The organism is Paraburkholderia sp. J94 (assembly GCF_905220285.1).
Classification (GTDB): Bacteria; Pseudomonadota; Gammaproteobacteria; order Burkholderiales; family Burkholderiaceae; genus Paraburkholderia; species Paraburkholderia tropica_A.
Genome location: NZ_CAJMZH010000001.1, coordinates 68,791 through 86,836, shown reverse-complemented (window position 1 = coordinate 86,836; position 18,046 = coordinate 68,791). Strand labels below are relative to the sequence as shown.

16 protein-coding genes are annotated in these 18,046 nt (G+C 65.0%); 4 read left to right on the top strand and 12 right to left on the bottom strand.

All coding sequences use genetic code 11. The features are described from left to right. Positions 1–14 precede the first annotated feature (14 nt). The 8 genes from U4Y88_RS00385 to U4Y88_RS00350 all read right to left on the bottom strand — a co-directional run bounded on the left by U4Y88_RS00385 (position 15) and on the right by U4Y88_RS00350 (position 7,160). On the bottom strand, positions 15–1,178 hold the full coding sequence (locus U4Y88_RS00385; protein WP_224011731.1) for a substrate-binding protein: 1,164 nt from the start codon (positions 1,176–1,178) through the stop codon (positions 15–17). A 65-nt stretch (positions 1,179–1,243) separates the two neighbouring features. After that, entirely contained in the window at positions 1,244–2,155 is a 912-nt protein-coding gene (locus tag U4Y88_RS00380) for a nitrilase family protein (RefSeq protein ID WP_321781543.1), read from the bottom strand. Between the two features lie 690 nt (positions 2,156–2,845). Then, on the bottom strand, positions 2,846–3,286 hold the full coding sequence (gene aroQ / locus U4Y88_RS00375; protein WP_321781542.1) for a type II 3-dehydroquinate dehydratase: 441 nt from the start codon (positions 3,284–3,286) through the stop codon (positions 2,846–2,848). 19 nt (positions 3,287–3,305) lie between these two features. Beyond that, positions 3,306–4,142 carry a shikimate dehydrogenase gene (aroE, locus tag U4Y88_RS00370; RefSeq protein ID WP_321781541.1) on the bottom strand — a complete coding sequence of 279 codons (837 nt, stop codon included), beginning with the start codon at positions 4,140–4,142 and terminating at the stop codon, positions 3,306–3,308. A gap of 6 nt (positions 4,143–4,148) precedes the next feature. Further along, complete coding sequence (locus tag U4Y88_RS00365; protein WP_321781540.1) at positions 4,149–5,360, bottom strand: CoA transferase; 1,212 nt, start codon at positions 5,358–5,360, stop codon at positions 4,149–4,151. Beyond that, positions 5,360–5,818, bottom strand: coding sequence for a MaoC family dehydratase (locus tag U4Y88_RS00360; protein WP_224011726.1), 459 nt, complete (start codon positions 5,816–5,818; stop codon positions 5,360–5,362). Before U4Y88_RS00360 ends, U4Y88_RS00365 begins: the two co-directional genes overlap by 1 nt. A 2-nt stretch (positions 5,819–5,820) precedes the next feature. After that, on the bottom strand, positions 5,821–6,213 hold the full coding sequence (locus U4Y88_RS00355; protein ID WP_224011725.1) for a VOC family protein: 393 nt from the start codon (positions 6,211–6,213) through the stop codon (positions 5,821–5,823). Then, positions 6,210–7,160 (bottom strand): ketopantoate reductase family protein, encoded by a 951-nt coding sequence (locus U4Y88_RS00350; protein ID WP_224011724.1) that lies wholly within the window; start codon positions 7,158–7,160, stop codon positions 6,210–6,212. Before U4Y88_RS00350 ends, U4Y88_RS00355 begins: the two co-directional genes overlap by 4 nt. 106 nt (positions 7,161–7,266) lie before the next feature. On the opposite strand from U4Y88_RS00350, the gene U4Y88_RS00345 reads away from it, so the two are divergent. After that, positions 7,267–8,172 carry a LysR family transcriptional regulator gene (locus tag U4Y88_RS00345; protein ID WP_321781539.1) on the top strand — a complete coding sequence of 302 codons (906 nt, stop codon included), beginning with the start codon at positions 7,267–7,269 and terminating at the stop codon, positions 8,170–8,172. 498 nt (positions 8,173–8,670) lie between these two features. After that, positions 8,671–10,293: an NAD(P)/FAD-dependent oxidoreductase gene (locus U4Y88_RS00340; RefSeq protein WP_321782226.1), complete on the top strand. Its 1,623-nt coding sequence runs from the start codon at positions 8,671–8,673 to the stop codon at positions 10,291–10,293. Positions 10,294–10,771: 478 nt separating this feature from the next. Here the strand turns inward: U4Y88_RS00340 and U4Y88_RS00335 are convergent, their stop codons facing one another. Next, entirely contained in the window at positions 10,772–12,166 is a 1,395-nt protein-coding gene (locus U4Y88_RS00335) for an MFS transporter (protein ID WP_321781538.1), read from the bottom strand. A 34-nt stretch (positions 12,167–12,200) separates the two neighbouring features. After that, positions 12,201–13,073, bottom strand: coding sequence for a LysR family transcriptional regulator (locus U4Y88_RS00330; protein ID WP_224011721.1), 873 nt, complete (start codon positions 13,071–13,073; stop codon positions 12,201–12,203). 155 nt (positions 13,074–13,228) lie between these two features. On the opposite strand from U4Y88_RS00330, the gene U4Y88_RS00325 reads away from it, so the two are divergent. Further along, a complete protein-coding gene (locus tag U4Y88_RS00325; RefSeq protein WP_321781537.1) occupies positions 13,229–14,737 on the top strand; it encodes an MFS transporter in 1,509 nt (502 codons plus the stop codon). 395 nt (positions 14,738–15,132) lie between these two features. Here the strand turns inward: U4Y88_RS00325 and U4Y88_RS00320 are convergent, their stop codons facing one another. Continuing rightward, the gene (locus U4Y88_RS00320) at positions 15,133–15,294 is read right to left on the bottom strand and encodes a DUF1328 family protein (protein ID WP_224011718.1); all 162 of its coding nucleotides are present in this window, start codon (positions 15,292–15,294) and stop codon (positions 15,133–15,135) included. A gap of 377 nt (positions 15,295–15,671) precedes the next feature. On the opposite strand from U4Y88_RS00320, the gene U4Y88_RS00315 reads away from it, so the two are divergent. Then, positions 15,672–17,603: an AAA family ATPase gene (locus tag U4Y88_RS00315; RefSeq protein ID WP_321781536.1), complete on the top strand. Its 1,932-nt coding sequence runs from the start codon at positions 15,672–15,674 to the stop codon at positions 17,601–17,603. A 112-nt stretch (positions 17,604–17,715) separates the two neighbouring features. On the opposite strand, the gene U4Y88_RS00310 is transcribed toward U4Y88_RS00315, so the two are convergent. Further along, positions 17,716–18,045: a hypothetical protein gene (locus U4Y88_RS00310; protein ID WP_321781535.1), complete on the bottom strand. Its 330-nt coding sequence runs from the start codon at positions 18,043–18,045 to the stop codon at positions 17,716–17,718. Between the last annotated feature and the right edge of the window lies 1 nt (position 18,046).

Here is an 18,046-nt window from a genome sequence, read left to right as displayed (position 1 = left end):
ATATCCGCCTGCGCTTACTTGAGATTCGGACACTGCAGGCCCGGGTCCACATCCTTGAACGTCTGCAACACCTTCACCGAACCGTCGGGCTGAATCTGCCCGAGCCGCATCGCGAGCGGCACGTGGCGGCTGCGGTTCATCTGCACCGTGCCGCGCGGGCCGTCGAACGACACCTCGCCGAGCGCCTTCACGACCTTCGCCGGATCGGTGGACCCTGCCTTCTCGACGGCCGCCTTGTAGAGGAAAAACGCCTCGTATTGCGGCTCCGACAACTCGTTCGGCGTCTTCACATCCGCGCCGAACTTGCTGTCGAGCGCGGCCATGAACTTCTTGTTCTGCGGCGTATCGATGCTCGTGAGATATGAAGCGGCCAGATAGACGCCGCTCGCGACATCGCCCATGCCTTTAGCCGTGCCTTCGTCGATCGCGAGATTGCCGTACGGCAGCGTGAGGCCCGCACTCTTCAACTGCTTGGCGAGCGCCACGTTCGGCGCGCCGCCCGCCGTCGCGCTGATCAGCGCATCGGGTTTCGCCGCGCGGATCTTCGAGAGCACCGGCGTCCAGTCCGTGCCGTCGATCGGCAGATATTCCTCGCCGATCACCTTGCCGCCGTGCTGCTCGATGTACTGCTTCGTGAAGTCGAGCATGCCGCGCCCGAACGCGTAATCGTTGCCGACCAGATAGAACGTCTTCGCGCCCTTCGTCTTGCTGAAGTAATCGACGATCGGCGCCACGACCTGCTCGGGCACCCAGCCGTTCACGTACATCCACGGGCTGCACGAACGGCCTTCGTAGAACGACGTGTAGATGAACGGCTTCTTGCCGCGCGCGACGATGGGCAGCGCGGCGTTGCGCGCGGCGCTCGTTTCCATCGAGATGATGGCGTCCACGTTCTTCTGGAACACCAGCGTGTCGTAGGCCTTTTGTGCGCCGACCGCGCCGGAGGCGTCGTCGGCGATTTCGAGTTCGACCGGGCGACCCAGAATGCCGCCAGCCGCGTTGATTTCGGCGACGGCGAGTTGCGACGACTGCACGACGGCCGGCGCGACGACGCTGTTGGCGCCCGACAAGCCGACCGCGACGCCGATTTTGATCGGCTCGGCCGCCGCCGCGCCCAGACAGGCGCCGACGGCAGTCGCCGCAACGGCGGCCGCGATGATGCGTTTGAACGACGTCATGATGCTTCCTCGTAGTTGTGGTGATTCGTGGTGGATTCGTGGTGCGGTCATGCGGGTACGTCTATTCAGGGGCGGCGCGCGATCTTCGTGCCGATCTTCGTGCCGATATTCGTGCCAAGCAGCGCGTCGTACAGATCGACGCGCCGGTCGAGCAGAACGTGATTGCGCGGATTCAGCGTGCGCCCGGCGCGTGTGCGCGCGACGTCGATCGCGCCGTAGAGGATCTCCTCGCGATCGGGGCTCGCGGGCCCGGCGATCGGCCAGCCGTCGCCGCCCACGATCACGCTCTGGCCCAGGAAGGGCTGGCCGCGCTCGGTGCCCACGCGGTCGGCGCAGGCAATCGCGAGACCGTTGCTGTGCGCGGCGGCCATCGCGAGCGTCGTCGCCATGGCGGGGCGGTCGTCGGGCTGCGAGGGCATCGGCACCCAGTTGGTCGGCACGCAGACGAGATCGGCGCCCTGCATCGCCGCGAGACGGAAGGTCTCGGGAAACCACGCGTCGTAGCAGATCGCCATGGCGATGCGCCCGAGCGGCGTGGCGAACACCGGCACGCCCACGTCGCCCGGCTCGAAGAAGCGCTTTTCCTCGTTCCAGAGATGCAGCTTGCGATAGATCCCGAGCGGCCCCGCCGGTCCCGTGAGCAGCGCGGCGTTGTAGAGTTGATCGCCCGCGCGCTCGGCGATTCCGCTGACGATATGGATTCCGAACTGTCTGGCGAGGACGTCGAAGGCCCGCGCCGTCTCGCCGTCGGGCAGTGATTCGGCGAGCGCGTACGCTTCCTCGCGGCTCTCGAACACATAACCGCTATTGGCCAGCTCCGGCAGCACCACGAGCGACGCGCCGTTGCGCGCAGCCGTCTCGATGAGCGCGCACGCACGCGCGACGTTCTCGCGGACTGCGCCGACGCGCGGCTCCATCTGCACGCACGCGACGGTGAAAATGCCGGGTGGCGGACCTGCGCTGGGGTACGGCTCCATCGTGTTTGATCTCCAGAAAACAAAAAAGCCCCCAAACCGGCGTCATCAGACGCAGATTCGGGGGCTACGTAGCCTTCCATATGTCGCGCGGCAACGCTGCCGCGGAGGCGCGCGTCGAACGTATCGACGTCACGCCTCAGTCGGAGCGAATGTAAAAAGCCAAATTGCGCATGTCAAGGGAATTTAAACGATCCCATCATCATGCGGTCGCCGCATCTGTTTACTCAGAAGGACGTTGCGGCCCACCTCCTGTCAAAACTCGATATCCCAGGATTGCCACAAAACAGGATGCGAAACGCAGTGAAAACCGATCACTACTCATGGGGGAGGCTTATCTCGATGGATTGGGGATCGATGGGTTATGCGCCAGGTGGTGTCGAGTATTGCTTGCTCCCAATCGATGGTCCCGCTATTTCAACCGGATTCCTTCGACTCGATTGGCCAGGCGTTCAGATTCACACCTCGTCGTGACGCGCGCAAAAGGAGATATCGTCGCCAATCGTTCACCGTTTCGCCTGACCTCATCTGGGTCGATTCGAACCGACGCAAGGAGGCACGAGTCGGCCAGTTTCGGCCAGTCATGAGTATTGAATCGGTGACGTTTGACGGTCCTTACTGCATCCGGGAGCCGTCATTCGCCGTATCACTTACCGCCGCGGAAGTACCCGGATTGCGATTCACGCGCGCCACTCAAGCACAGACGTCCGCATGGACCGCCCGCAGTGCCAGAAGGTAGCTCTCGATCCCGAAACCGCAGATCTGCCCTTTGACGATATCGGCGAACACCGAGTGATGCCGGAACGGCTCCCTCGCATGAATGTTCGACATGTGTAGTTCGACGACCGGACAGGTCAGGATAGCAAGCGCGTCGCGGATGCCGTAGCTGTAATGCGTCCACGCGCCAGCGTTGATCAGCACGGCGTCCTTGCCCTCTTCGTAAGCGTGATGGATGCGCTCGCACATTGCCGCTTCGCTGTTCGTCTGGAACGATTCGACCTGCACGCCCAGTTCTTCGCCCAGCGCCAGCAACCTGGCGTCGATATCGGCGAGCGTCACCGTTCCGTACTGCGCGGGGTCGCGCTTGCCGAACATGTTGTGATTGATGCCATGGAGCATCAGGACATTTTTCATCGGATTCTCCTTTGCTCGCCTAGTCGAGCGGCACAGTGAGACGGTCGATAACGGCGGCCGTTTGCGGACGCACGCCGCGCCACCATGCAAACGCTTCGGCGGCCTGCTCGACCAGCATGCCGACGCCGTCGGCGACGCCATGCACGCCTGCATTGCGCGCGAGCCGCAAGAACGGTGTGAGCCGCTTGCCGTACGCCAGCTCATACGCGGTGCCATCGGGACTGAACACGCTCGGCGGGACAGGCGGCAACTCACCCGTCAGGCTCGCGGAGGTCGCGTTGACCACGAGATCGAATCGGCCCATCGCAGGCAGATCGCCATAGCCGCGAACACGCAGCGCGGCGCCACGCGCGCCGACCTGGCCCGCCAATGCCTCGCCCTTGGACACATCGCGGTTGGCGATGACCAGTTCGGCGGGACCCGTCTCGAGAAACGGCAGCAACGCGCCACGCGCCGCGCCGCCGGCGCCGAGCATCAACACACGTTTGCCAGTGAGCGGAACGCCGAGATTGACCTCGATATCACGCAACAGGCCAATGCCGTCGAAATTCTCGGCAATGATCCGGCCGTTCTCGAATTTGAGCGCATTGGCCGCGCCCGCCATCGCCGCGCGTTCACTGCGTTCGTCGGCGAGCGCGAAGGCCTTCAGCTTGAACGGCGCGGTGACGTTCATGCCTTTGCCACCCTCGTCGGCGAACTGGCGTACTATCCTTGCGAATCCATCGTCGGGGTCGAGCGGACCTTCGATCGCGACGTACGACATCGCCTGTTGTGTCGCCTCAGCAAACAGGCCATGAATCAACGGCGATTTCGTGTGTCCGATCGGATTCCCGATCACTGCATACGGGTCAGTCATGGTGTCTCACTTCGAGTAGAGAACGCCTTCGGTTTGCATGGCATCGATTTCGGCGGCGGAGAAGCCGAGCGATTGCGCGACCTCCATGTTGTGCTGCCCGAGATCGGGCGCGAAGTCGCGGATGGTCGTGTCGCAATGAGAAAAGCGGAATGGCAGGTTGGGCAGACGCAGCTTTCCGTAACGCGGATGATCCTGTTCCACCACCATGCCGCGCGCCTGGATCTGTGGATCGTTGAGCACTTCGTCGATGCGCTGCACCTTCGCGCAAGGCACGTCGATGCCATCCAGCAATTCGAGCACCTGTGCGACGGGCCGCGCGGCAACCCACGGCTGCACGACGGAGAGAATCGCCTGCCGATGCGTGTTGCGGCCCACGCTATCGTGAAAGCGCGAATCGCTGCCGAATCCGGCTGGTCCGCCATGTGTTTCGATCAGCGCGGCGAGACGTTTCCATGCGTCATCCACTTGTGCCGCGATCACGAGGTCGCCGTCTGCGGCCCGAAACACGCCGTAAAGCGTCGAGGTAGGCATGTCGTGGCCGGTTTGCTCCGGCAGCACGCCTCGCAGCGTGTAGCACTGCACCGCGTACTCGTGCATCGAAACGAGCGTGTCGTACAGCGCCATGTCGATGTGCTGGCCGCGGCCGCTCTTCACACGTCCAAGCAGCGCCGCATTGATCGCCGCCACTGCGTGAATGCCGGTGTACATGTCGCCGAGCGAAATGCGCAGCAGCGGCGGCGGCTCGCCGGGCGTGCCTACCATCTGCATGATGCCGCTCTTCGCTTCCGCGATCAGGCCAAAGCCGGCGCGATGCGCGTCGGGGCCCGTGTGGCCGTATGCCGAGATCGAACAATAGACGAGACCCGGATTGCGCTCGGAAAGCGCCTCATAGCCCAACCCGAGTCTATCCAGCGCGCCTGGGCGGTAGTTTTCGACGAACACATCGGCGGAGTCGCACAGGCGGCGCATGAACTCCTTGCCGCGCGCGTCCTTCATGTTGACGCTGACGCCGCGCTTGCCCATGTTCAGTTGCAGGAAATAGCCGCTTTGCTGGTCGTCTAGCACGGTTGCGTGCTGGCGTCCCGCGTCGCCGCTTCCAGGGCGTTCGACTTTGATGACTTCGGCGCCGAGCGCCGCGAGGCAGCGGCCCACGTAGGGACCGGCGAGGAAGTGGCTATAGTCGACAACGCGTATGCCTTCGAGGGGACGAGCCTGCATCAGAACGCTCCCGGCCGGCGCGGCACCATCAGACGATGCTCGCCGCGTTGCACTACCTGGTTATCCTGATTGATCAATTCCGACGGCAGCACGACGATGCCCCAGCCCGGACGGCTGTTACTGGGCCGCATGGCGCCGACGCGAAACTTCACGTGCAGCACATCGTTGACCTTGATAGGTTGCAGAAAATCCCACGTCCAGCCGAGCGACATGCCGGGCAGAAAACGATAGTCGCTCTGGGTTTTGAGGCCGTCCGCAATCGAGAGCCCGAACAGCCCATGCGCGACGAGGCAGCCGAAGTGGCTCGCGTTGGCATACGCTTCGTCCACGTGCACGGGCGTGTGGTCGCCCGTGAGGTCGGCGTACGCGAGAATGCGCTCCTTCGTCACGGTGTAGTTCGGGCTCGCGCACTCGTCGCCTTCGCGGGCGTCGTCCCAGTACTTGTCGATGATCGTCATGCTCACGCCTCCACGCGCGGGTTGATGCTCAGCGCCTGCGCGACACACGACGCGGGCCTCGCCTGAATCAGTTCGACGGCAAGGCCGTCGGGCAGACGCAGCCAGTTGCGCCCTTGCGGCATTTCGCTTACGCCATAGGCCTTGGCCGCAGTCAATGCCGCTTCCAGGTCTGCACACATGACGCCAAGATGCGCGAGGCGCCCTTCCGGACCTTCGTGTTGCGGTGCATGGATGAACTGCAGGCCGCCGAGCGTCCAGTACTGGCGCGGCGCTTCGACGGTGCCGTCGACTTCGCGCATGCTCATGCCGAGCACGTCTTCGAAGAAGCGGATATGCCACTGGATGTCCTTCACCCAAATGGCGACATGCTCCAGATAAGCCTTCGAGCCGCTCATGCCGTCACCTCCTTGCGCTGTTCGTCGGCCATTGCGCGCTCGATGCCCTTGATGCACGCCACCAGTGTCGCGTTGACGGGCGTCGGCACGCCGAGCCGTTGTCCCCAGCGCACCACCGAGCCGTTGATGAAATCGATCTCCGTGATCGAGCCTTTTTCGAGGCTCTGCAGCATCGACGTCTTGAACGCGGGAGAGAGACCAGCGGCTGCGAGTGTCCAGGCCTGCTCGGGGTCCGTCATCGACAGCGCGATGCCCGCCGCCTGCGCAGCCGCCATGGCTTCGCCGATGGCCGCGAGCGCCGTCGCCTTCAACAACGGCTCGTCATAAAGCTGACCGTAGGTGAGCCGCGTGATGCCAGTGATCGCGCCCGTGGCGACGTTGACGAGCAGCTTGTCCCACATCGTGCCCATGATGTTGTCGCTGACCGTGGTCATCAGCCCGGCGGCGTTGAACCCGTCGGCAATCGCCTGCACGCGAGGCGTGATCTGGCCATCGAGTTCGCCGATATAGGTCGCCTTGCCGGTGACGCCCGACTGGATATGCCCCGGACCGCGCAGCACGCCTCCCACATACGTCTTGCCTGCCAGCACGCGCTCCCGGCCCACGATATCGGCGAGCACGTCTTCGTGTCCGAGTCCGTTTTGCAGCGAAAGCACGAGCGTTTCGGGCCCGATCAGCGCGAGTGCGCCGCGCATCGCCGCGTCGGTGTGGAAGGACTTGACCAGCACGACGACCACGTCGGCCACGCCGACTTCGCTCGCGTGGGTCGCTGCGCGCACCGCGACGCGCCGCGTGCCGTTATCGTCGTCGACCTGCAGACCGTCGCGACGCATCATGTCGACATGGACGGGCGAACGGTCCAGCAGCCAGGTTTCGTGGCCGCCCTCCGTGAGGGTGGCACCGATCGCGCAGCCTAGTGCGCCGGCGCCGAGAATCGCAATCTTCACTGAGCATCTCCTTGACGTGTAGGCACACGATAGGAGTTACCGCCCATATCAGCAATGCAATGACTACAATGGCATCATTGCCCCAGACAATAACGACCGCCACACCATGATGCCGCCCGATTTACCCGACCTGAAGCTGCTGCAGCTCTTCGACTTGCTGTACGACACGCGCAGCGTCACGCGCGTCGCGGAACAACTGGGGCAAAGCCAGCCGACCATCAGCATCTGGCTCGGGCGGCTGCGCGAAACGCTGCAGGACCCGCTTTTCGTCCGCACGCCTGGCGGCATGGCGCCGACGCCGCAAGCCGACGCGCTGATCGGACCTTGCCGCGAAATTCTCGAATCGCTCAGGCGCTTCGTCGCGTGGGAGATCGCTTTTGATCCCGCGACGGCGCAGCGGCGCTTTCGCATCTGCATGACGGATGCGAGCCACATCACGCTGCTGCCGCGCCTGCTCGCGCACGTGCGCGCGCAAGCGCCCGGCATCCGGCTCGAGGCTGCGGGAATCGATGGCAACACGGAGCGCGCGCTGGAGTCGGGTGAAGCCGACCTCGCGATCGGCTATGTGCCGTGGCTCAGCGGCGGCATTTATCAGCAGCAGCTCTATCAGCAGGACTGGGTATGCTTGACCAACCGGCATCACCCGCGCGTTCGCGGGCGCCTCGGTTTGAAGCAGTACCGTTCGGAGGGGCACGTCGCCATCGAATCGGGCACGGGTGCGCAACTGCTCGAACAGGCGCTGGCGCGCGAACGGATCGAGCGTGACGTCGTGCTGCAACTGCCGGGGTTCCTCGGGCTCGGAACGATCGTCCAGACCACCGATCTGGTCGCCACGTTGCCACGTCACATCGGCGAAACGCTCGCGCAGGCGGGCGATCTCGCCGTTCATTCGTGCCCGGTTCCCGTAGATGGCTTCGCCGTGCGGCAACACTGGCATGCGCGGTATCACCAGGAGGCGGGGAATCGCTGGCTGCGTGGGGTGGTCGCTCAGTTGTTCGGGGTTTCACCGTGAGAGTGAACCTAAGGCGCCGCGCGCCAGTTCACGAAGAATACGACCGTTGTACCTCTGCAACCTGCCGTTGAAGGCATGTGCAAACGAGCGTCCGAGATGGGTCGCACTGAGCCGGCCCATCATCGCAACGCCCTCCTCCACGACGCATGGGTCGGTAGCCGGCCAGAAACGCGCGTTGGCTTGCACCCGCGCGAGGACATTCGAACGTCGGCTCCCAGGAGAACGGATCTCGGCGTACCCATTGACAGCGATATCATCCGGTCGGACGAGAAGTCCCGTCGAGCCACAATTCAGCCCGATCGGCGGTCTGCTCCGAGCCGTCCACATGGCGAACTCCGCCACCCGCATGGCTTTCTCCGCCTGCTTCCACACGGTCACATTCCGCTTGTCGCTGAAGCGCTGGCGTTTCGTCGGACGGCGCCTTTTCATTTGGGAATCCGCCGAAGCTATAAAATACGGGTTGGCCACGATTCCCGTGGCGATCGCACCTTGGCACCCATGTTACGTTTATCCGAAATTAAACTTCCTCTCGACCATGCCGAAACCGATCTTGACGCCGCTGTTCGCGCGCGCCTCGCGGATCTCGGCATAGCCGCAGACGAGCTTGTCCGCTACACCGTATTTCGCCGCGCCCATGATGCACGCAAGCGCTCGGATATCAAGCTGACCTATATCGTCGACATCGAAGTCAAGGACGAAGCGGCGGTGCGCAAGCAGATCGACGGCCGGCCGCATTGCGGGGTGACGCCCGACATGACGTACCGGTTTGTCGCGAAGGCGCCCGAGCACACGACTCGTCCGCGTCCCGTGGTGATCGGCATGGGGCCGTGTGGTTTGTTCGCGGGATTGATCCTCGCGCAGATGGGGTTCCGCCCCATTATTCTCGAGCGCGGCAAGGCCGTGCGTGAACGCACCAAGGACACCTTTGGCCTGTGGCGCAAGTCCGTGCTCAATCCGGAATCCAACGTGCAGTTCGGCGAAGGCGGGGCCGGGACGTTTTCCGACGGCAAGCTGTACAGCCAGATCAAGGACCCGAACCACTATGGCCGCAAGGTGCTCGAGGAGTTCGTCAAGGCTGGCGCACCGGAAGACATCCTGTATCTGAGCCGTCCGCACATCGGCACGTTCCGCCTCGTCAGCATGGTAGAAAAGATGCGCGCCACCATCCACGAACTGGGCGGTGAAGTGCGTTTCGAAACCCGGGTTGACGACATCGAAATCGATCAGGGCAAGGTGCGCTCGCTCAAGCTCTCGAACGGTGAAACGCTGCCGTGCGACCACGTCGTGCTGGCCGTCGGCCACAGCGCCCGCGACACTTTCCAGATGCTGCACGATCGCGGCGTGTACATCGAAGCCAAGCCGTTTTCCCTGGGTTTTCGCATCGAACATCCGCAGGGGCTCATCGATCGCAGCCGCTTCGGCAAGTTTGCGGGCCACAAGCAACTTGGCGCGGCCGACTACAAGGTGGTCCATCACGCCAATAATGGGCGGGCCGTGTACAGCTTTTGCATGTGCCCAGGCGGCACGGTGGTCGCGGCGACCTCCGAGCCGGGCCGCGTCGTCACCAATGGGATGAGCCAGTATTCCCGCGCCGAGCGCAACGCGAATGCGGGCATCGTCGTCGGCATCACGCCGGACGACTATCCTGGGGGGCCGCTGGCGGGCATCGCGTTCCAGCGCAAATGGGAAGAGCGGGCGTTCGAACTCGGCGGCGGCAATTACCAGGCGCCCGGTCAGTTGGTCGGAGACTTTATCGCGGGCCGGCCGTCAACGTCGCTTGGCTCTGTCGTGCCGTCGTACAAACCGGGCGTGCACCCGACCGATCTCAGCACGGCGCTGCCCGACTACGTGATCGAGGCAATCCGTGAAGCACTCCCCCAGATCGACAGGAAGATCGCAGGCTTCGCGATGCATGATGCCGTGCTAACCGGCGTCGAGACGCGCACGTCGTCACCCATCCGGATTCGCCGCAAAGACAATTTCCAGAGCATGAACGTCGAAGGTCTGTATCCGGCAGGCGAAGGCGCCGGGTACGCCGGCGGTATCTATTCGGCGGCCATCGACGGCATCGAAGTCGCACAAGCCTTGGCACTCGATCTGGCATCGACGCACGCGTCCTGATGGGCGGGAAGGCGGGGCTGGAGGACGCGTCAGCGCATCCTCCACCTCGCCTGGCTGCCCGACCTGCGGGCAACAAGTCCTCGTGGTACCTGCCGCAGAGCGTTGCGCCGTTTCGATGCCGAAACCCACGGCAACCGATGCAGCCCTCGTCCTTGCACGACGGACTGCTGGACCATTGGAAGCGGATTTCGACCTCACGCGAGTGCCTACGACCGCGACGGGTCGCACTGAGCCGGTCGCCCGCCTTCCATGCCACCCTGGTTCACGCGAGGCAAACAGGCAGCGAGGGGAAACGTCTCCAACGTAAGCGGGACGTTCTCCTGCTCGCGCCGCACCAGTCCGAACTGCGATTGAGCCAGCCGCGCCACCTTCGCGCTCTGGGTTAGCGCAATCGCCACTCATCGCGGCCGACGGCTGCTTGTTTACAAGACGCCGCGCGCGGCTTTCGTCACCGCTTCCGCCGCCGCCTTCGTCGCGCCTATTCCTCCTCGCGCCGCTCCTTGAACAGCGCCACCGCGCACAGGCTCACGCAGCACGCGGGCGTCACGTACCAGGCGGCGGCGAGCGGATTGCCGCTCCACTTCACCAGCGCCGTGACGATGAATTGCGCGGTGCCGCCGAACAGCGCCACGCTCAGCGCATATGCGAGCGCGAGGCCGCTGGCGCGCACGCGCGCGGGCAGCGCTTCGAGCACGAGCAAAGCGACGGTGCCCGCGCTGAACGTCATCGACACGCTGATCAGGCCGACGCCGACCAGCATCGCGGGCAGGCTGCGGACGTTGTCGATCAGCAGGAAAACGGGCGTGCTCAGCAGCGTGGTCGCCGCGATGCCCGCGAGCGCCACCGGCTTGCGGCGCGGCAGGCGGTCGAGCAGACGACCGACGAAGGGCGGCAGCGCGAACAGCAGCAGCGCCGACAACGCCGACACCGCGAAGCCCGTGCTCGCGGGCAGATGCATCACGCGAATCACATAGCTCGGCATGAAATAGACGATGGCATAGACCGGAATCGTCTGGCCCATGACCATCAGCATCGCGAGACCGAGCGTGCGGCCATGCTCGCGCCAGAGTTCGACGAAAGGCGGCGCGGCGGGCGCGCGCGGTTCGCGCGGGGTGTCGCGTGTATCTCCTTTGTTGTCGATATCGTCGATGTCGTGCAGGCGGCTACGCAGATACACGCCGACCGGCAGCACGAGCAGGCCGAACCAGAACGGCACGCGCCAGCCCCACGCTTCGAGCGCCTGCGGTGAAAGCCGATGCGTGAGCACCAGACCGAACACGGCGCCGAGCAATGCCGCCGCGCCCTGGCTCGCGATCTGCCAGTTCAGGCGCGCGCCGCGACGCGACGCCGGCCCCGCTTCCAGCAGATACGCCGCCGCCACGCCGATGTCGCCGCCGAGCGCGAAGCCTTGCAGCGCGCGCGCCAGCACCACGACGAGGGGCGCAGCCACGCCGATCGTGGCGTAATCCGGGCACAGCGCGATCGCGGCCGTACCGAGCCCCGCGAGCCAGACCGTGCGCGTAAGCGCGACGCGGCGGCCCACGCGGTCGGCGTACGCGCCCAGCGCGAGCGCGCCGAGCGGCCGCATGAAAAAGCCCACGCCGAAGGTGCCGACAGCGAGCAGCAGCGAGGTCATCGGGTCGCTCGCCGGGAAGAACTTCACGCCGATCATCGCCGCGAAATAACCGAACACCGTGAAGTCGAACATCTCGAACGCCGTCACGAGCGAGGCGCTCACGACGCGTTTGAGCACGTCGCGCGGCGACGCTTCGAGCGCTTCGGCGTGCGTACCGGCATCGGCTGCATTCACTGTATTTGCGGCATCGGCGGGGTTGGCAGCCGGCCGGTCCAGCGCGTCTTGGCTCAAGGGCATGGGTCAGGAATTCAGTCGTTCGGATGCGGGGATATCAGACCAGCAATTGCCGCGACAGGACTTCGCGCGCCTGCGCGACCGTCTCGCGCTCGCCGGGCAGCGGCGGCGTGAGCGAGAACACGGCCTCGGGCAGCGCGGGCAGACGGTGGCGCGCGCCGAGCTTCATGAGCCCGTCGGTGATCGCTGAGGCGCAGAGGCAGCCCACGCCGAGGCCCGCCGCGAGCATCGACTGCAAACCCGCCACGCCGGACGCGCTATGCACCATCACGAACGGACGTCGGTGCGCCTCGAGCAGGCTCACGGCGATCTGATGCAGCATGCAGTCGCCGGGCAGCAGCACGAGCGGCAACGGCTCGGGCAGCGCTTCGGCCAGCGTCGGCGACGCCACCCAGTGCAGCGGCTCGCGGCGCAGCACCCAGCGCGGATCGCCCTGTGCGGGCCGCACCGGTCCGTTCGACATGTTCATCACCACGCCTATATCGATCTGCCCGCGCGCGTGCGCGAGTTCGATCTCGGTGCTTTTCATCGTGCTGACGTGCAGGCTCAGCTGCGGGTAGCACTCGCGCAGCCGCGCGAGCATGCCCGCCACCTCGTGCGTGCGGAAATAGTCGGTGATCGCCACGCGCAGTTCGCCCTTGATCGCCTGGCCGCGCACTTCGTCGAAGGCAGCCTCGTTGAGCGCCACGATGCGCCGCGCGTGCGTGAGCAGCCGCGACCCCGCGGGCGTGGGCTCGACGCCGCGCTTGCTGCGCACGAACAGCGGCACGCCCGCGCGCGCTTCCAGCTTGCGCATCTGGTCGCTAACGGTGGACTGCGAAAGATTCAGCGACGGCGCGGCCGCCGTCAGGCTGCCCGCTTCCGCCACCACGGTGAAGGTACGCAACTGGTCGAGTTCGAAGCCTCGCATGGCTTGCTCCTATCCATCGAATTACTCGATGAATACTACCGCAAATTCCGGCTTTTCTGGAGGATGCGCGACGCCTAAGATACCGGTTCGTTCAGGCTTCATCGGCGGCGATGTCATCTCCATCGATCCGCCCCCGCTTTCGACACAGGTTCATCATGACCGACTCTTCACTTGCCGCCGCGCCGAGCGTGGCGGTCTGCCCTTCAGCCGCTCCCACTCCGGCTTCGGCCCAAGCTTCGGCACCCGCCGCGCGCAGCCATCATGGCTGGGCGCTCGTGGTCCTGCTGGTGGGCGCCATCCTGCCGCCCGTCGATTACTTCATCGTGAATCTCGCGCTGCCCGCCATCCACACGGGCCTCGCCGCCAGCGCCGCGCAGCTCCAGATGGTGGTGTCGGCCTACGCCTGCGCCAACGCGGTCGCGCAGATCACCGGCGGACGTCTGGGCGACCTCTACGGCCGCAAGCGCATGTTCATGATCGGCATGGCGGGCTTCGTGCTCGCCTCCACGCTCTGCGGGCTCGCGACCTCGGGCGCGATGCTGGTGGGCGCGCGCATCCTCCAGGGGCTGTTCGCCGCCGTGCTCGCGCCGCAGGTGCTCGCGACCATCCGCAGCGTGTTCACGCCGCACGAACAGGTGCGCGTGATGGGCTTCTACGGCTTCGTGTTCGGCGTCGCGGCGGTGATCGGCCAGCTCGGCGGCGGCGCGCTCATCAGCCTGCATCCGTTCGGGCTCGGCTGGCGCGCGATCTTTCTCGTCAATCTGCCGATCGGCGCGCTCGCGCTGCTCGGCAGCTGGCGCTTCATTCCCGAAAGCCGCCCGCCGCGCGGCGCGCGCATCGACGTGCCGGGCACCGTGCTGCTGTCGCTCTTTCTGCTGATGCTCGTCTATCCGCTCACGCGCGGACGCGAGGAAGGCTGGCCCACATGGATGCTGATCTGCCTGGCCGCCTCGGTGCCGATGCTCGGCGCGCTGCTGCGCGTGGAAGCGCGCAGTCTCGCGCGCGGCCACGATCCGCTGCTCGACGTGCGCCTGTTTCGCAATCCGGTCGTGGCGCTCGGCCTCACGCTCGCGTTTCTGTTCTACACGCTGAGCGCGTTCTTCCTGAGCTACGGCATTTATCTGCAAGGCGCGCTGCACTGGACGCCGCTCGCTTGCGGCGTGGCGATCCTGCCGTTCGGTCTCGGCTTTCTGTCGAGTCCGCTGCTGATGCCGCGCCTCGTGTTCCGCCTCGGCGGCTATCGCGTGCTGACGCTCGGCTTCGCGCTGATCGCGCTCGGCCTCGCGGCGGCCGCGTCGCTCGCGAACGTGGGCGCGCCCGGCGCGGGCTTCTACCTCGGCCTCGCGGCGATGGGCGTCGGCCAGGGGCTCGTGCTGCCTTCGGTCGTGCGCATCGTGCTCGCGGAAGTCGAGCCAGCGCGCGCGGGCGTGGCCTCCGGCATGGTCACGGCGACCTTGCAGATCGGCGCGGCCGTGGGCGCGGCGACGCTCGGCGGCGTGTTCTTCTCGCACCTCGGCGCGCATCCGGCCGCGCTCGATTACGTGCAGGGCTTTCGCATTTCGATGTTCGCGCTGGTCGGCATTTTGGGCGTCTGCGTGCTGATCTCGCTTGCGCTCGGGCCGATGCATCGACGCCTGCATCCGCAGCAGGCGCAGCAGGTGTGATGTAACGCGCTCATGGCGCTGATCACAGGCTCGTGGCGGGCGACGTCTGGCGCACGAGGTGTGGGCCGTGTGCGCCGTTTTCGATGACAAAAAAGTCGCCGGTTTTTCAACGGGCGGCCAGATGGCAATGGGTCGTCGTAAAGCGCGACATGTACCGACGCTAGACGCAGCCGGCCCCCAGCATGGGCTGACAACATGCGGGGATGAAAACGAGGGAAGCGGAAAAGAGATTCATGCCGACGATGCTAACGTCGAACGGGTGGTCAAGCGCAGAACAAGGGCGGAACAAGAACGGAACACGCGCATTCGCGGGCGGCGACCGGAGGAGTCGCCGCCCGCGCGATGAATCCGCTTATTTGCTCAATTACTTCGAACACCTATGAATCCACGCGCCGTTACCGTCGCACCAGACCCATGACGAGCGTGACGAGGAAAATAACAAGGAAGATAAAGAACAATATCTTCGCGATACTGGCGGCGCCAGCCGCGATGCCGCCGAAGCCCAGAGCCGCCGCAACGATCGCGACGATGAAAAATACCAGCGCGTAATACAGCATGATGTGACCTCCGTCCGGTGTGGAATGTGTCGTACGCCCGACGCGATGCAAGGGCGGTCTGGGTCATTGAGCAAGCGCCATTCCCGCGCCGAACCGGCGCACCGTCCCCAATCATATGCGCGGATTGAAACCACTTGTTGCGCTATTCCCGGTTTTTGATTGCCGGTTAACGCAGGCATAATGCGCGGGCATAATGCCAATGGAGAAATGCGAGTAAACAGGGTCGTGTTCGCATTGCTAACGATTTTTTCAGTCGGGATTTTTCAATCCGCCTCCATTCAGGCCGAACGCTCGACCATCCGAGATTCGCGCCGCCAGTCCCTCCCGTACGATGTTTTTCGGGCGCCGCGCCAGCGGGCCCGCGCAGGAAGTGTTCGATGAAACCGGCAAGAAATTCGCTCTGGTCACGTGTTGGCCGCTATGTGGCGTGCGGCGCGGCGGTGGCCGCGCTCGCGGCAACCGTGGGTTTTCTGCATTGGCGGCAACAGCCGGCCGAGCCCGTTACGCAGCCCCAGCCCGAAGCGCTCAGCGGCGTGGCGAGCGAGATGCGTCACGACGCGTCCGCGTGGACGCATCGCGAGAAAGACGTGTCGGCCATGCTCGGCGATATCCGCGCGCATGACGTGCGCGCCATCGGTGTGAGCCGCGACGCGATTCTGGTTTCGACCCTGCAAGGCGATAAATATTACGTCGCCGATCACAACGGCACGTTCTCGAACGCCCTGCTGCTCGGCGACCTGAAACCGGACGGCGCCGCGCCCTGGCAACTCGTGTGGCTGCCCGACGCCAACGTGCGCACCGGCCTCGCGCGCTGGAGCGACACCTTCGACCATGTGCGCGACGCGCTGAGCCTGCTGCTCTCCGTGCTCATGCTCGGCGGCCTCGCATGGTTCGTGCGCCGCGAAATGACGGGCGGCGCGCAACTGCTCGGCAAGCCGCCCGTGCTCCGTTTCGACGATGTGATCGGCGCGGGCGAAGCCAAATCCGCGCTCGCCGACGTGCGCGCGTGGCTCACCGAACCCGCGCAATTCACCGGCATGGGCGTGCGCGCGCCGTGCGGCATCCTCATGACGGGCGGCCCCGGCGTCGGCAAGACGCGTCTCGCGCAGGCGCTCGCGGGCGAATGCGGCGCGAGCTTCATCGCGATCACAGGCAGCTATTTCAGCGCGAAGTATTACGGCGTCGGCATTCAAAAAGTGAAGCGCCTGTTCGAACTCGCGCGCAAGAACGCGCCCACGGTCATCTTCATCGACGAAGCCGACGGCCTCGGCAAGCGCACCGACACGGGCGGCGGCCCGGTCGAAGCGGAGAGCAACCGCATCATCAATCAGCTGCTCGCGGAAATGGACGGCTTCGCGTCGAACGAAGGCATCATCATCGTGGCCGCGACCAATCACCCGGACAATCTCGACGAAGCGCTGCGCCGCCCTGGCCGCTTCGATCGCACCGTGGCCGTGCGCCTGCCCGATCTCGAAGACCGTGCGGACATCCTGCGCTTCTACGCGGCCAATCTGAAGACGAAAACCGACGACATCGATTTCGACCAGCTCGCGCGCCTCACGACCGGCCTCTCGCCCGCCACGCTCTCGATGATCGTTAATCAGGCGGGACTCGTCGCGCGCAAGGCGGGCGACCGCCATGTGGGCGCGGCGCATTTTCTCGAAGCCATCAAGATCGCGCGCATCGGCGATATCAACGGCGCGGAGCGCGCGCTGTCCGACGACGAGCGCACGCGCATCGCGATTCACGAAGCGGGCCACGGACTCGTGGCCGCGCTGCTCGGCACCGGCGTGCTCGAAGAAGTGACGATCCTGCCGCGCGGCGGCGCGCTCGGCGTGGCGCTCATCACGAAGATGCAGGACAAGTATCTGTACCGCGAAACGGAAATGCGCAACGAGATTCAGGTGCTGCTCGGCGGGCGCAACGCGGAACTGCTGATGTTCGACGAAGCGTCGAGCGGCGCCGCGCAGGACTTGCAGGAAGCGTCGCGCATCGGGCTCGACATGGTGTCGAAACACGGCTTCAACGCCGACGGCAATCTGTTCAGTCTCGCCGCGCTGCCGCAGCAGGTGGCGGGGCTGCAACTCAAGAGCGCGATCGAGCACGCGAATGCGCTGCTGCACGAACTCAACGACGCCTGTTTCGCGCTGCTGCGCGCGAACGAACCGGTATTGCGCGCCATCGCCGACCGGCTGCTCGACGAGGAAACGGTGCCGGGCGAAACGGTGTATCGCCTGATTCGCGAGCACGCGGCGAAAACCGCGGCAATCGAAGAAGCCGACGACGTAATCGAAATTGCAGCGGCTTGATAATTGATTCGGATGGCGAATTATTTTCGTCATCCGCGCATTCCGCAAAAATATAAAACGCGCCTCGTATCTCACGAGGCGCGTTTTTTTTATGCGTGCCGAAAGCCTTGAATCAGGTGCCTTTCGGCGTATTGCCGCCATGCAGCGCGCCGAAGTGGCGCGCCGCGAACAACCCCATCGCCAGCACGCCGAGCCCGAACGGCACGACATCGGCGCTCGTCTTCAGCGAGAAATCGCCCACGCGGCAGACCAGAAAATAGCCCGCGACGAGATTCAAGCATCCCCACAGCACATTCACCGTCGACGACGACAAGCCCTTGCCCGGCGGATTCGCAAACGGCGTCTGAAACGGCTCGCCCATCACGCCGCCGACGAAATGCGGCACGGCATTCGCAAGCAATGCGCCGCCAAAGAAGTACGCAACAACCTGTGACCCAACCATT